Source organism: Pseudomonas sp. HMSC066A08, from assembly GCF_001813025.1.
GTDB lineage: Bacteria > Pseudomonadota > Gammaproteobacteria > Pseudomonadales > Pseudomonadaceae > Pseudomonas > Pseudomonas aeruginosa.
In genome coordinates this window covers 296,440-309,892 of sequence record NZ_KV811323.1, presented here as the reverse complement: position 1 = coordinate 309,892, position 13,453 = coordinate 296,440, and the positions used below count along the sequence as shown (strand labels likewise).

Sequence of the window (13,453 nt, the reverse complement as noted above, 5' to 3'; positions counted from 1 at the left end):
CGCACCGAGACCGTGGACAACAACGAGACCATCACCGTGCATGCCAACCGCAGCAAGACGGTCGATCGCAACGAGACGGTCAGGATCGGCATGAACAAGACGGAAACCATCCTCATGGCCTCGTTGCAGAACGTCGGCATGGGGCGCATGGAAAACGTCGGGCTCGGCTACAGCCTGAACGTCGGCATGATGATGAACACCGTGGTCGGGCTGAACCAGAGCACCCAGGTGATGAAGAAGAAGACCTTGTCGGTGGGCGATAGCTACGAAGTGAGCGTGGGCGGTAGCGACGATGGCTCGAAGATCACCCTGGACGGTCAGAGCATCACCCTCGGCAGCCAGCGCATCGAGCTGACCGCCGACCGCGAGATCCTCTTGCGTTGCGGCCAGAGCACGATCCGCCTGACGCCGGGGGAGATCGAGATTCTCTCGCCCAATGTCGATATCAACTGTTGAGCGGCGGGCGGATGTCCTGTCGTGGCTTTTCCCAAGGAAGGATGGATAGATGAGCGGCCTACCGGTTTCCCATGTCGGCGAGAAAGTCTCGGGAGGGGTTATCTCCACCGGCTCGCCCACCGTGCACGTCGGCAGCAGCGCGGTCGGCCTGGCCGACCGGGTGTCCGCCTGCGTGCCGTTGGTGGGCAAGCCGGTCAACCCCATGCTCGGCAGCAAGCTGCTGCCGGAAGAGGTCGATTTCGCCCTGGCGGCGCCGGACACCTTCACCTTCGCCCGTGGCTACCTGTCGAGCAACCCCCGTATCGGCCGGCTCGGCCGGGGCTGGTGGCTGCCGGGCGAGAGCATGCACCTGGAACTGAGCGAAGACGCCTGCGTGCTGGTCGACGCCCAGGGCCGTCGGATCGGCTTTCCTGCACTGGCTCCCGGCGCGCAGCATTATTCCGGCAGCGAGGAGCTGTGGCTGCGCCGCGGCGGTTCGAGTGGCGGCGAAGCGCAGGCCTGGCGCGGGCGCTGGGCGGCGGTGCCGGCCGAACTGCAGGCGCAGGAAGGCTCGGTGCTGGTGCTGTCCGGCCACAGCTACCTGCATTTCCAGCGTTGCCCCGACGGTATCTGGCGCCTGCAGGCCAGCTTCGGCCGCGCCGGCTACCGCACCGAGTTCCGCTGGAGCGGACGTGGCCTGCTCACCGGCGTGCGCGACAGCGCCGGGCGCAGCTATGCGCTGGTCTACCAGCAGGCCTGCGAGCCGAGCGAGGGCGACGACGGCCTGCGTCTGTTCGGCGTGATCCTGGCCAGCCACGACGGACCGCCGCCGGACTACATCGATCCGCAGAGTCCGGGACTCGACTGGCTGGTGCGCTACCAGTTCAGCGACAGCGGCGACCTGATCGCCGTGCGCGACCGTCTTGGCCAGGTGGTCCGGGTATTCGCCTGGCGCGAGCACATGCTGGTCGCCCACGGCGAACCGGGCGGGCTGGAGGTTCGCTACGAGTGGGATGTCCATGCTCCGCACGGGCGGGTCGTGAAGCAGATCGAGGCAGGCGGCCTGACCCGCACCTTCCGCTACCTGCGCGATGCCACCGAGGTCAGCGACAGCCTCGGCCGCGTCGAACGCTACGAGTTTGCCGGCGAAGGCGGGCAGCGGCGCTGGACCGCGCTGGTCAGGGCCGATGGCAGCCGTAGCGAGTTCGACTACGACCTGTTCGGCCGCCTGGTCGCCATGCGCGATCCGCTGGGACGGGAGACGCGGCGTCGGCGCGATGGCCAGGGGCGGATGCTCGAAGAGGAGTCGCCGGGCAAGGCGCGCTATCGCAAGCGCGTCGACGAAGAGACCGGGCTGCTGGTCGAGCTGGAGGATGCGATGCAGCGCCGCTGGACCTTCGAGCGCGACGAACGGGGCAATGCGACGACGGTGCGCGGCCCGGCCGGCAGCACCCGCTACGCCTACGAAGACCCGCGCCTGCCCGACCGGCCGACGCGAATCGTCGATCCGCGCGGCGGCGAGCGGCGCCTGGAGTGGAACCGCTTCGGCCTGTTGGCCGCGTTGACCGATTGTTCCGGCCAGGTCTGGCGTTACGACTACGACAACGAAGGGCGTTTGGTCGCCACCAGCGACCCGCTGGGACAACTGACCCGGCGCCGCTACGACCCGCTGGGGCAACTGATCGGCCTGGAATTGGCCGACGGCAGCGCCCTGAGCTATGAATACGACGCCCTTGGACGGCAGACCCGTATCGCCGATGCCGAGGGGCACGCCACGCTGTTTTCCTGGGGCCACGGCGATCTGCTGGCGCGGGTTTCCGACGCCGGCGGCGGCGAATTGTCCTACCTGCACGACGAGGCCGGCAGGCTGGTCGCCCTGACCAACGAGAACGGCGTCCAGGCTCAGTTCCGCTACGACCTGCTGGACCGTCTGGTGGAAGAGACCGGCTTCGACGGTCGTCGCCAACGCTATCGCTACAACGCCGCGGACGAACTGGTCGCCCGCGAGGATGCCGACGGTCGCGAGACCACCTATGCCTACGACCGCGACGGCCGCCTGGCGAGCATCCGGGTTCCCGCCACCGAGCACGCACCGGCCCTGGTCGAGCGTTACCGTTGGTTGCCCGATGGGCGCCTGGCCAGCGCCGGCGGGGCGGATTGCGAGGTGCGCTACACGTACGACGAGGTCGGTAACCTGCGCCTGGAAAGCCAGGTACATGCCGACGGATGGGTCTACAGCGTCGAGCACAGCCACGACGCGCTAGGCGTGCGCCAGACCAGCCGTTACGGCGACGCGCCGCCGGTCGCCTGGCTGACCTATGGCCCGGGTCATCTGCACGGCGCGCTGGTCGGTGCGGTCGAGCTGGCCTTCGAGCGCGATGCCCTGCACCGCGAGGTGCGTCGCGACGCCCGCCGCGACGGGCAGGATGACGCGTTGTTCACCCAGGAGCGCCAGCACGCGCCGCTGGGACGTCTGCAACGCAGCCGCCTGCGTCTGGCCGGCGGTTTCGACTGGCTGCGCGGCTATCGCTACGACGGACTTGGCCAACTGGTCGGCATCGACGACAACCAGTATCCGTCGGTGCACTACGAATACGACCTCGGCGGTCGCCTGCTGGCCAGCCGGCGCGCTGGCGCGGCGGCCAGCACCTACCGCTACGACGCCGCCGGCAACCGCCTGGAGGGCGTCGGCGAGCACGCGCGCGAGGACGTTCGCCAGGCATTCGCCGAGAACGAACTGTACCGCTCCGGTTTCAGTCGCTCCGAGGCACGCGCGAGCCAGGCCGGCGAAGGCTCGGCGCGCTGGGCCGGCAACCGTGTGGAGAGGATCGCCGGCAACCGCTATCGCTTCGATGCGCTGGGCAACCTGGTCGAGCGTATCGGCGCCGACGGCGAGCGCCTGCGCCTGGCCTACGACGGCGCGCAGCGCCTGGTCCATCTGACGCGCGATTACGCCGACGGCACGCGGCTGGAGGCGCGCTACCGCTACGACGCGCTGTCGCGACGGATCGCCAAGGTGGTGCTGCGCGAGGGTGTCGAGCAGCAGGTGCGCTTCGGCTGGGACGGCGATCGCCAATGCGCCGAAGCCTTTGCGCGGGAACTGCGCACCACCGTTCACGAACCGGGCGGTTTCGTCCCGTTGCTGCGCCTGGAGCAGGCCTGCGAGCCCGATCCCCCGGAGCTGCTGCAACTGCGCCAGGCGTTCGCCGCCGAAGGCCAGCCGCTGCCGGCGCAATGCGTGCCGGCGCTGGGCGAGGCGCGGATCGCTTTCTTCCACACCGATCACCTCGGTACCCCCCTGCAACTGAGCGACGAACGTGGCCAACTGCGTTGGCAGGGCGTTCCGGACGACTGGCGGGCGGTAGCGCCGGAACGACAGCCGGGTGCGCAGCCGATCCGCTTCCAGGGGCAATACCACGATGAGGAAAGCGGCCTCTACTACAACCGCTACCGTTACTACCTGCCGGAAGCCGGGCGCTATGCCAGCCAGGACCCGCTCGGCCTGGGCGGTGGTCCCAACCCCTATGCCTACGCGCTGAACGCGCCCACGCTGGCCTACGATCCCACCGGCCTGATCATCCCGCTGGTGGTGATCGGCGCCTTCGCCGCCCGCGCCGCGATCGGAGCGGCGCTGGGCGCCGGTATCGAGCTGGGGATGCAGACCGGCAAGCAGGTGCTGGGGCAGATGAAGGACAACTGGGACAGCGATCGCGACCTCACCGATATCAAGTGGAAGTGCATCGACATCAACTGGAAACACGTCGGCGCCTCGGCGGCCATCGGCACCGTGGCACCGGGCATGCTCAGCACCGGCAAGACCGTGGTGCAGTCCGCCAAGGCGATCAGGACCCTTTCCGGACAGGCGGCCAACACCGCCAACCGCGCGGCCAAGCTGGCCGCGCGCAAGGCCGCCCATGCCGATACCATCAAGAAGGCCGTGGCCACCCAGGCCGCCTGGCAGACGGGCAAGCAGATCGTCAAATGCCCGCTGAAGGACGAAGAAGAGGAGTGCCCGCCGCAATGATCAAGCATTACCTGCTGATGACCCTCGTCTGCATACCGCTGGCGTTGCTCTACGTCTGCCTGGAATGGTTCTTCGGCAACACCTGGGTGACCGTCGGGGTGTTCTTCGGCGTGCTCGTCGTGTTGCGCGTCGGGCTCTACCTCTACCGGCGCTCGAAGGGCATCAGGGACGGCTACCTGGACGAGTGAGGCCGACCCGGAATCGCGGATGCAGAGCCTCTTCATCAATGGCACCCTCGGCGTCGGCAAGTCTTCCGCCGCCGAGCGCCTGGCCGGGCGCGGCGTGGCGCATGCGCTGATCGACCTCGACGCGATACTGCGCGAGGCGGCATTGGACGACCTGGTGGTCGAGACCGACCGGATCGCCGTCGATGCTGTAGCACAGGCGCTGCCGGCGGCGCTCGCCTGCTAACCTGGCGACCTGCCTGTCTTCTTTACCAAGGTCCGAGGAGCCGACCATGCACGACCTGCCTACCTACGACGATGTGATCGCCGCCGCCGCACGGATCGCCGGGCATGCCAACCGCACGCCGGTGATGTCCTCGCGTACCCTCGACGAAGAACTCGGCGCGGAAGTCTTCTTCAAATGCGAGAACCTGCAGCGCATGGGAGCGTTCAAGTTCCGCGGCGCCTTCAACGCGCTGTCGCGGTTTTCCGCCGAGCAGCGTGCCGCCGGGGTGGTGGCGTTCTCCTCCGGCAACCACGCCCAGGCCATCGCCCTCTCGGCGCGCCTGCTGGGGATCCCGGCGACCATCGTGATGCCGGCCGACGCGCCGGCGGTGAAGATCGAGGCGACCCGCGGCTACGGCGGGCAGGTGGTGCTCTATGACCGCTATACGGAAGATCGCGAGCAGATCGGCCGCGACCTGGCGCAGCGCCATGGCCTGACCCTGATCCCGCCCTACGACCACCCCGACGTGCTGGCCGGGCAGGGCACCGCGGCCAAGGAGCTGATCGAAGAAGTCGGTCCGCTGGACGCCTTCTTCGCGCCCCTCGGCGGCGGCGGCTTGCTCTCCGGCTGCGCCCTGGCGATCCGTGCGCTGGCGCCGGCCTGCCGGATCTACGGGGTGGAGCCAGAGGCCGGCAACGATGGCCAGCGTTCACTGCGCAGCGGTGCCATCGTGCATATCGATACGCCGCAGACCCTCGCCGATGGCGCCCAGACCCAGCACCTGGGCAATCTCACCTTCCCGCTGATCCAGCGCAACGTCGACGACATCCTCACCGCCAGCGACGCCGAACTGGTGGATGGCATGCGCTTTCTCGCCGCGCGGATGAAGCTGCTGGTCGAGCCCACCGGCTGCCTCGGCCTGGCCGCCGCCCGCCAGCGCAAGGACGAATTGCGCGGCAAGCGGGTCGGGATCCTGCTCAGCGGCGGTAACGTCGACCTGGCGCGTTTCTGTGCCTTGCTCGGCGGCTAGCCGGCCGCCAGAGGCCGAGTCCTTCGCTGGCTGCCCAGCGCGCCATCAGTCGGTTCGACGGCAGGCTTTCGTCGAGCAGCTTGCGCGCGCTTTCCACCCCCGCGACCGGCAAGCCCTGCGGGTCGAGCAGACCGATCTGCACCAGCACGCCGGCCTGGTCCCAGTAGATGTGCTCGTGGTACAGGCGGTCGCCGCGAAAGCGCACCACGCCGAGCATGGGGATTTCCACGAAGCGCCCGGTGGGTGGGACGCCGGGCAGCAGCCAGTCGATCTCGCAACTGTGGGTGAAGCGCAGAAAACGGGAAAGCGAAGCGAACCAGCCTGGTAGGAACCGGCCGGCGGGTCATTGGTTATACGCATGCTGGCGAGAGGGTATCCGGATTGTCCGGGAGCGAGGGGCGGGAGGCGGCGTGCTCCTCGGCGAGCCGCTCGCGGATACCGCTCAGTCCCGCTGGCACTGCCAGGGCGGGCCAGCGGCGAACCGCGCTTCCACCCACTGGCGGAATGCGCTGGCCGCCGCCGTGGTGTAGCGCGCCGAGGGGCGCACCAGGTAGACGCCGGCGTCGGCGTCCAGTTGCCACTCCGGTAGCACCCGTACCAGCCTGCCGGCTTCGAGGTCGCGGCTCATCAGCCACTCGCCGGCGGCGAAGATGCCCAGGCCCTGGCGTGCGGCGCAGAGCAGGGCCTCGTTGTCGTTGCTGACCATCGAGCCGCGTACCCGCACGGGCTGCTGTTCGTCCTGGCGGGTCAGCTTCCATTCCGGGTACGAGTGCAGTCCGCTGAAGCCGAGGCAATTGTGTGCCGCCAGGTCGGCCGGGATACGCGGTACCCCATGCCGCTCCAGGTAGTCGGGAGCGGCGCCGAGGACGCGCCGATGGGCGCACAGCCGCCTGGCCACCAGGCGGCTGTCGGCCAGTTCGCCGACCCGGATCGCGAGGTCGAAGCCTTCCGCGATGATGTCGACGAAGCGCTCCGAATAGTCGGTTTCCAGCACCACCTGCGGATGCGCCAGGGCGAACTCCGCCAGCAGCGGACCGAGCCAGAGCCGGCCCATCGCCGACGGCAGGGCGACGCGCAGGCGTCCGCGCAGTTGCGCGGCGCCCAGGCTGGCTTCGTGCTCGGCCTCGTCGAGCAGGTCGACGGCCTGGCGGAAGCGGCTCGCCAGGCGCTCGCCTTCATCGGTGAAGCGCAACTGCCGGGTGGTGCGTTCGACCAGGCGGATGCCGAGGCGACGCTCCAGTGCGCCGAGCCGCTTCGAGAGCACCGAGGGATGTCGTTGCAGGGCGCGGCCGGCGGCGGCGAACGAACCGTGCTCGGCCAGGGCCAGGAGCGTGGCGACTTCATCGGCCTGCCGGCTGTCGAACGGTTGCATGCATACGCCTCTTGCGGGTGGGTCAGGGCAAGAGTACCAGCGCGCCTTGCGAGCGTCCCTCCAGCAGATCGGTATGCGCCACGGCCGCCTCGGCCAGCGGGTAGCGCCGCCAGACCCGGGGCTGGATGACACCGTCTGCATGGGCGCGCAGCACAGCCTGCGCGCGTAGCCGGTATTCCTCCGGGTTGGCGGTGTGGGCGGCGAGCGAGGGACGGGTGAGGAACAGCGAACCCTTGGCGTTGAGGGTGGCGACTTCGACGGCTGGCGGCACGCCGGAGGTAGCGCCGAAGGACACCAGCAGGCCGCGCGGACGCAAGCTGTCCAGGGACGCCTCGAAGGTAGCGCGACCGATGGGGTCGTAGACCACATCGACCTTGCGCCCGGCGGTCAGTTCGGCGACCTGGGCGGCGAGACTGGCCGCGTCGAACACCAGCACCTCGTCGCAGCCGGCAGCCCTGGCCCGCTCGACGCTTTCCGCCTTCGACACCACGCCGATCACCCGGGCGCCCAGGTGCCGGGCCCAGGCCGCCATCAACTGGCCGACGGCGCCCGCCGCGCCGTACAGCAGGATGCGTGTGCCGGGCCCGACGGGGTAGGTGGTGTGCAGCAGGTAGTGCGCGGTGATGCCCTTGAAGAGCAGCGCCGCCGCGTCCTCGAAAGCCAGTCTGTCGGGCAGCTTCAGCAAGCGCTCGGCGGGGTAGAGCCGGGCGCTGGCATAGGCGCCCAGCGGGCCGGTGGCATAGGCGACGCGGTCGCCCGGCGCCAGTCCGGTGACTCCCGCGCCCAGCGCGGCGACCACTCCGGCGCCTTCCAGGCCGAGGCCGGACGGCAGCGGAATCGGTACCGCTCCCGAGCGCTGGCCGAGGTCCAGCGGATTGACGCCGATGGCGGCCTGCTCCAGCCAGACCTCGCCGGGGCCCGGCTCCTGCGCCTGGACTTGCTCCAGGCGCAGGACCTCGGGGCCTCCGTTTGCGTTGAGGGTGATGCGACTGGGCATGGCGATCTCCTTGGCTGCGTTCGTCGTTCCGGCAGTCTAATGAAGCATCCGGGGATGATCAGGTAGGTTCTTTGCAGTTGATTGCTGCACCACATGCAGTAGTAACGCGGTGCTCCAAGGTGACCGAAAGTCGTGTTTCCGTATCGACGCGATTCGCCTAGTGTAAGGCGGCAGCCTGGACGGCCATGGTCCCTGTGGTCGCCGGACTCATTTCGGGAGAATCCCATGACGGCACCTTTCAAGGATCATTTCTCCACCGGTTCGGCGAACTACGCCGCCCATCGTCCGACCTACCCGGCGCGGCTGGTGGACGAGCTGGCCGCGCTCTGCCCCGGAACCCGCCTGGCCCTGGACTGCGGCTGCGGCACCGGACAGCTCACGGTGCTGTTGGCCGAGCGTTTCGAACGGGTGGTCGGTACCGACGCCAGCGCCGCGCAGATCGACAGGGCGCAGGCTCGCGAGCGGGTCGAGTATCGCGTGGCCCTGGCCGAGGACAGCGGACTGGCGGCGGCCAGCGCCGACCTGGTGACGGTCGCCCAGGCCGCCCACTGGCTGGACCTGCCGCGCTTCTACGAGGAGGTCCGGCGAGTGGCTCGCGAGGACGCGATCCTCGCGCTGATCACCTATGGCGTATTGCATGTCGATGGTCCCATGGAACCGTTGGTCCAGCATTTCTACCACCAGGTTGTCGGACCCTACTGGCCTGCCGAGCGGCGGCACGTGGAGGAGGGCTACCGCAATCTGCCGTTCCCCTTCGAGGAGCGCCGCCTGCCGGACCTGGCCATCGAGGTGGCCTGGACCCTGGACGCACTGCTGGGCTACGTCGGTACCTGGTCGGCGGTGAAGGAGGCCGGCAAGGCCCTCGGTCAGGATCCGGGCGCCGCGTTCGTCGATGAGTTGCGCGCAGCCTGGGGCGACCCGCAGACGCGTTATAGGGTCAGTTGGCCGCTGACGGTGCGCGCCGGAGTGGTCCGCTGAGCCATCGGACGCAATCCGAAACTCAACCATGACGGCGGGGAGAGCGCCGATCGCGTCCGACAGCGCTTCCGCCTGCCGTCTACGCAGGTCGCTGCAACCCCTTGGCAGCCTCGGCGTCGCTTGAGCGCGGGCATAGGGGCAGGTGGCGCGCCGAGTCGTGTTCGTCGTTCCGAAATTCGCCAATCTCCTGAACGAGACCGCCCAACTCCCGTGGCTTGCCTGGGCAGTGCTGAGCATCGGGGTATGGAGCAACGAGAGTTCCGGCTTGCTGGCGTTCGCCGTCCTGCTGCTTGCTGGCGGCATCGCCGTGGCGCTGCGCAATCCGGCGCTCCGCGCCCATGCGCTCGACCAGTTGGCGCGCCTGCCCGTAGTCAGGGAATGGCTCAAGCTCCAGAACGTTTCCCGGCAGACCGCCTGGCCGGAGCGGGCGATGCAGGCGGAGCAGGTCCTGAACCTTCAGCGAGAGCGCTTCTGGCAGGCGCCGAATGCGTCGCAGGCGAGGGCGATGTGCAGGCCTGGCTGACCGGGCGGGTTCGCCTGGCGGGCGTCCCTGACGCGGAAGTGAGCGTACTGCTTCCTCGCGGCTTCGAGAAGCAAGGGACGATCGCGCGCATCGAGGCCCAGGTTCGCGGACAGTTGGAGCCAGCCTCGTTCAGTCGGTTGTTGCAGGATATAGAAGCGGAGCAGCGGCAAGTACCGGTGGAGTTTCTGGAACTGAACAATATGTTGTCGCCCATGCTCAATCTACAGTTGTCGTTCCTGTTCGTAGCGGCCCATTGAAGCGGATGCGGATCGGGCAGCAGCCGTTTGCCGGAAGAGTTCGGCGAGAGGGCGGCGCCCGTCGATTGAGCGAGTTGCCGCCGGCCGGGAAACCGAATCCGCCCGGGACGCCTGCGATTCGGCTCGCCGGCCCGCCATTGTCGCATTCGCGCAGCGAAGAACGGCCAGTCTGGTGCGGCCTGTAAACAAGTGCAAAATTTTACTTCATGGTCGGCTTGGCACTCCGAGCCGGCTCGTCCATGCTGGAGCACAACTTTTCCATGGATACCATTGCCATGAAGTTCCTGCTGCCCCTGCTGCTGTTATTTCCGCTTTCCACTCTCGCCGACGACAAGGACTACGACCAATGCATACTCGACTACCAACGCACGGCGAAGAGCGGGGTGGCGGTTCACTTCATCAGCCAGGCCTGCGACAAGTTGTATAACGACGGTTCCTTCCTGCTGTCACGGGAAAAGGCTTATTACGAGTGTCTGCTGGAGAACCTGCCGGGGGTGGAGAACAACCTGGCGGCGCAGAAGATCAGGAGCGCTTGCGAATCGAAATCGCAGAATTGATCTGGCGAGGAGGGGGCGAAAGTAACCAGTGGGGTTTCCGACGGCATCGGCAGGATGCCGTCGGGAGAACCGGCTTAGCGTTGCAGCCAGGATTCGACGGTTTCGGAACCGTACTGTTCTTTCCAGGCTTTCAGAACCTTGTGGTTGCCGCCCTTGGTTTCGACGACTTCACCGTTGTTCGGGTTCTTGTAGACCTTCAGGGCGCGGGCACGGCGCTGCGGAGCGGCGCTGACGGTGACCGGAGCCTTGGGGTCGAGGATGGCGATGATGTTGTGCAGGGTCATGCCGTACTTGTCCATCAACGCCTGCAACTTGTCCTTGAATTCCAGTTCCTGCTTCAGGCTGCTGTCGCTTTTCAGCTTTTCCAGCAGGGCCAGTTGCTCCTGAAGTTTGCGTTCTGCCTCGCGGAACTCGGCAAGTTTGGACATTCGTTTCACTCCCGTTCTAAAAATATGGTGCTGGGTTTTGGTGCATTTATAGTGGCTTTACGGACTTTCCGTGTCCGCGGCAAAGGATAAGTCTTTATCTACTGGAAGAACAATATAGTTGCACGGTTTTATTGACTAACGGACTGTGGGGACAGCTTGCCGGATGTTTCCCGGAAAAATATGAAACCTTTATGTCCGTGGGGATAATGCTTCGTACAACCCATGGGAGAGAGACGGCAGAACGGGCCCGTTGTGTGGAAGCCCGTTTTAGAGCGGATGGCGAAGCGCCAGGGGAGAGTCGGGCGAATCAATCGCCCCGATATTCGCAACCGCTGGTGCAAGTTTCGTGGACGCGGACCTTGGAGAGTTCCGGCAACAGCGGCTTGAGTTGTTGCCAGATCCAGCGGCAGAGGTTTTCGCTGGTGGGGTTTTCCAGGCCTGGAATATCGTTCAGATAATTGTGGTCGAGTTGCTCGTAGATCGGCTTGAAGATCGCCTTGATTTCCGCGAAGTCACGGATCCAGCCGGTATGCGGATCGACCTCGCCTTCGATGTGGATGGCGACACGGAACGAGTGGCCGTGCAGGCGCCCGCATTTGTGGCCTTCGGGGACGTGAGGCAGGCGATGGGCGGATTCGAAGGTGAATTCTTTGAAGAGTTCCACTGTATTGCGCTCTGGATCGGGGTTGTCGGGCAACCGGAATGGGGGCGCCATGGTAACAGGTTTGCGCGCCGGGCCCGGTGCGCTCCGACCGGGCGGTTGTTCACCTGAGTTGCAGGCGGCGCGCCAGGCGCGCCAGGTTGGCGCGATCCAGGCCCAGTTCGCGTGCAGCCGAGGCCCAGCTTCCCTGGTGGCGGGCCAGGCAGTCCTGGATCAGGCGGCGTTGGTAGGCGTCGGTGGCCGCGCGCAACGAGTGACCGCTCGAGGGCGCGGCGGGCGCGGCGGGCGCGGGCTCGACCGCGCTGCGAGGTGGCGCGGGGGGTTCCGCGGGCAGGTCGAGATCCTGCCGATGCAGGGTGACGATCCGCGACCGCTCCGGACTGTGGCCGAGGGCCTTGAGCGAGGCGCGGCCGACCAGGTGCTCGAGTTCGCGCACGTTGCCCGGCCAGCGATAGTCGAGGAGCGCGGCCTGGGCCTCGTGGTCCAGGCGCAGGCTGCGCAGTCCCAGGCGCGGTCGGTTTTCCTCGAGGAAGTAGCCGGCCAGCAGGAGGATATCGCGGCTGCGCTCGCGCAGCGGCGGCACGCGCAAGGGATAGACGCTGAGGCGATGGTAGAGATCGGCGCGGAAGCGCCCGGCGCGCACTTCCTCGGCCAGGTCGCGGTTGGTGGCTGCGATCAGGCGTACGTCGACGCGGTGCTCGCGATCGGAGCCGACCCGCTGCAACTGCCCGCTCTGCAGCACGCGGAGCAGCTTGGCCTGCACCGCCAGCGGCAACTCGCCGACCTCGTCGAGGAACAGGCTGCCGCCGTCGGCCAGTTCGAACTTGCCGCGCCGTTCGTTGACCGCGCCGGAGAAGGCGCCGCGCACATGGCCGAACAATTCGCTTTCCACCAGGGTCTCGGGCAGCGCGGCGCAGTTGAGACTGATCATCGGCTTGCCGCTGCGCATGGAATGCCGGTGGATGGATTGCGCCACCAGTTCCTTGCCGACCCCGGTCTCGCCGGTGATCAGTACGCTCAGGTCGCTGTTGCCGACCAGGCGGATTTCTTCCAGCAGCGCCTTGTGCGCGGCGCTCTGGCCGATCATTTCCCGTGGCCGCTCGCCAGCGGCTTCGAGATAGGCCTCGGCGCGCTGGTGCTCGTCCTCGGCGCGGCGGGTCAGGTCGCGCATCCGCTCGCTGGCCTTGACCGTGGCGGCGGCGAGGCTGGCGAAGGCCTCCAGGGTGTCCAGGTCGGCGCTGGCGAAGCGCGACGGATCGAGGGTATCCAGGGTCAGCAAGCCCCAGGGCTGGTCGTCGAGGTACAGCGGACAGCCCAGGCAATCATGGATTTCCAGGTGGCCGTGGAGGCCTTCCACCAGACCGTCGTAGGGATCGGGTAGGCCGCAGTCGGCGGGGAAGCGGGTCGGCCCGCGGCGCTCCAGGAGGGCCTCGAGGCGTGGATGTTCGCCGACCCGGAAGCGCCGGCCGAGGGTGTCCGGGCTGAGACCGTCCACCGCCAGCGGGATCAGGTATTCGCCGTCCAGGCGCAGCAGCGCGGTGGCGTCGCAGGGCAGCAGGTCGCGCAGGGCCTGGAGCAGGCGGCGGTAGCGTTCGTCTTCCGGCAGGTCGCGGGACAGGTCGGCAACCAGCGGGATCAGGGTGGCAAGCAAGGGGTTTGTGGTCATTTCGACCTCTTTGCAGTCCTAATGACTCTGAATGGTTGCAGTCATTATGACCTATGCCGGCCTGTAAGGCCCGGGAATTCTGGTAGTTTGTCTTGGCACGCTTCCTGAAATGCTTCGAGGTGAAACAAAACCTTG

Annotated in this window: 11 protein-coding genes and 3 pseudogenes; 8 read left to right on the top strand and 6 right to left on the bottom strand. The window is 67.4% G+C overall.

Translation table 11 applies throughout. The features are described 5' to 3' along the window. The 5 genes and pseudogenes from HMPREF2886_RS21070 to HMPREF2886_RS21050 all read left to right on the top strand — a co-directional run. Nucleotides 1–456 (top strand): annotated as a pseudogene (locus tag HMPREF2886_RS21070) (type VI secretion system tip protein VgrG); the annotation flags it as partial. 49 nt (nucleotides 457–505) lie between these two features. Beyond that, nucleotides 506–4,459, top strand: coding sequence for a type VI secretion system effector Tse5 (gene tse5, locus HMPREF2886_RS21065; protein WP_070748276.1), 3,954 nt, complete (start codon nucleotides 506–508; stop codon nucleotides 4,457–4,459). Then, the gene (locus tag HMPREF2886_RS21060) at nucleotides 4,456–4,647 is read left to right on the top strand and encodes a hypothetical protein (protein ID WP_012076471.1); all 192 of its coding nucleotides are present in this window, start codon (nucleotides 4,456–4,458) and stop codon (nucleotides 4,645–4,647) included. Before tse5 ends, HMPREF2886_RS21060 begins: the two co-directional genes overlap by 4 nt. 19 nt (nucleotides 4,648–4,666) lie before the next feature. Continuing rightward, nucleotides 4,667–4,870 carry a hypothetical protein gene (locus tag HMPREF2886_RS21055; protein WP_033968069.1) on the top strand — a complete coding sequence of 68 codons (204 nt, stop codon included), beginning with the start codon at nucleotides 4,667–4,669 and terminating at the stop codon, nucleotides 4,868–4,870. A 46-nt stretch (nucleotides 4,871–4,916) separates the two neighbouring features. Beyond that, nucleotides 4,917–5,879, top strand: coding sequence for a threo-3-hydroxy-L-aspartate ammonia-lyase (locus HMPREF2886_RS21050; protein WP_058017694.1), 963 nt, complete (start codon nucleotides 4,917–4,919; stop codon nucleotides 5,877–5,879). Here the strand turns inward: HMPREF2886_RS21050 and HMPREF2886_RS21045 are convergent. From HMPREF2886_RS21045 to HMPREF2886_RS21035, 3 genes and pseudogenes are all read right to left on the bottom strand, one after another. Then, nucleotides 5,827–6,174, bottom strand: a pseudogene (locus HMPREF2886_RS21045) (hypothetical protein); the annotation flags it as partial. The gene HMPREF2886_RS21050 and the pseudogene HMPREF2886_RS21045 sit on opposite strands and share 53 nt — an antisense overlap. Before the next feature lie 147 nt (nucleotides 6,175–6,321). Continuing rightward, on the bottom strand, nucleotides 6,322–7,251 hold the full coding sequence (locus tag HMPREF2886_RS21040) for a LysR family transcriptional regulator (protein WP_070748274.1): 930 nt from the start codon (nucleotides 7,249–7,251) through the stop codon (nucleotides 6,322–6,324). Between the two features lie 22 nt (nucleotides 7,252–7,273). Continuing rightward, nucleotides 7,274–8,248: a quinone oxidoreductase family protein gene (locus tag HMPREF2886_RS21035; RefSeq protein ID WP_070748272.1), complete on the bottom strand. Its 975-nt coding sequence runs from the start codon at nucleotides 8,246–8,248 to the stop codon at nucleotides 7,274–7,276. A 225-nt stretch (nucleotides 8,249–8,473) separates the two neighbouring features. Between HMPREF2886_RS21035 and HMPREF2886_RS21030 the strand changes: the two genes are divergently transcribed. From HMPREF2886_RS21030 to HMPREF2886_RS21020, 3 genes and pseudogenes are all read left to right on the top strand, one after another. Beyond that, nucleotides 8,474–9,226 carry a class I SAM-dependent methyltransferase gene (locus HMPREF2886_RS21030; protein ID WP_070748270.1) on the top strand — a complete coding sequence of 251 codons (753 nt, stop codon included), beginning with the start codon at nucleotides 8,474–8,476 and terminating at the stop codon, nucleotides 9,224–9,226. Nucleotides 9,227–9,602: 376 nt separating this feature from the next. Next, nucleotides 9,603–10,006 (top strand): annotated as a pseudogene (locus tag HMPREF2886_RS21025) (hypothetical protein); the annotation flags it as partial. Between the two features lie 260 nt (nucleotides 10,007–10,266). Next, on the top strand, nucleotides 10,267–10,563 hold the full coding sequence (locus tag HMPREF2886_RS21020; protein ID WP_033968075.1) for a VF_A0006 family four-cysteine protein: 297 nt from the start codon (nucleotides 10,267–10,269) through the stop codon (nucleotides 10,561–10,563). Between the two features lie 74 nt (nucleotides 10,564–10,637). Here the strand turns inward: HMPREF2886_RS21020 and mvaU are convergent, their stop codons facing one another. The 3 genes from mvaU to norR all read right to left on the bottom strand — a co-directional run bounded on the left by mvaU (nucleotide 10,638) and on the right by norR (nucleotide 13,318). Next, entirely contained in the window at nucleotides 10,638–10,991 is a 354-nt protein-coding gene (mvaU, locus tag HMPREF2886_RS21015) for a histone-like nucleoid-structuring protein MvaU (RefSeq protein WP_003090506.1), read from the bottom strand. Nucleotides 10,992–11,298: 307 nt separating this feature from the next. Next, a complete protein-coding gene (gene queD / locus HMPREF2886_RS21010; protein WP_003090505.1) occupies nucleotides 11,299–11,655 on the bottom strand; it encodes a 6-carboxytetrahydropterin synthase QueD in 357 nt (118 codons plus the stop codon). Nucleotides 11,656–11,755: 100 nt separating this feature from the next. Beyond that, nucleotides 11,756–13,318 (bottom strand): nitric oxide reductase transcriptional regulator NorR, encoded by a 1,563-nt coding sequence (gene norR, locus HMPREF2886_RS21005; RefSeq protein ID WP_070748267.1) that lies wholly within the window; start codon nucleotides 13,316–13,318, stop codon nucleotides 11,756–11,758. Nucleotides 13,319–13,453: the final 135 nt, after the last annotated feature.

Coding starts and splice junctions, on each gene's coding strand:
- tse5 (WP_070748276.1), top strand. CDS start 506: ATGAGCGGCCTACCGGTTTCCCATGTCGGCGAGAAAGTCTCGGGAGGG.
- HMPREF2886_RS21060 (WP_012076471.1), top strand. CDS start 4,456: ATGATCAAGCATTACCTGCTGATGACCCTCGTCTGCATACCGCTGGCG.
- HMPREF2886_RS21055 (WP_033968069.1), top strand. CDS start 4,667: ATGCAGAGCCTCTTCATCAATGGCACCCTCGGCGTCGGCAAGTCTTCC.
- HMPREF2886_RS21050 (WP_058017694.1), top strand. CDS start 4,917: ATGCACGACCTGCCTACCTACGACGATGTGATCGCCGCCGCCGCACGG.
- HMPREF2886_RS21040 (WP_070748274.1), bottom strand. CDS start 7,251: ATGCAACCGTTCGACAGCCGGCAGGCCGATGAAGTCGCCACGCTCCTG.
- HMPREF2886_RS21035 (WP_070748272.1), bottom strand. CDS start 8,248: ATGCCCAGTCGCATCACCCTCAACGCAAACGGAGGCCCCGAGGTCCTG.
- HMPREF2886_RS21030 (WP_070748270.1), top strand. CDS start 8,474: ATGACGGCACCTTTCAAGGATCATTTCTCCACCGGTTCGGCGAACTAC.
- HMPREF2886_RS21020 (WP_033968075.1), top strand. CDS start 10,267: ATGGATACCATTGCCATGAAGTTCCTGCTGCCCCTGCTGCTGTTATTT.
- mvaU (WP_003090506.1), bottom strand. CDS start 10,991: ATGTCCAAACTTGCCGAGTTCCGCGAGGCAGAACGCAAACTTCAGGAG.
- norR (WP_070748267.1), bottom strand. CDS start 13,318: ATGACCACAAACCCCTTGCTTGCCACCCTGATCCCGCTGGTTGCCGAC.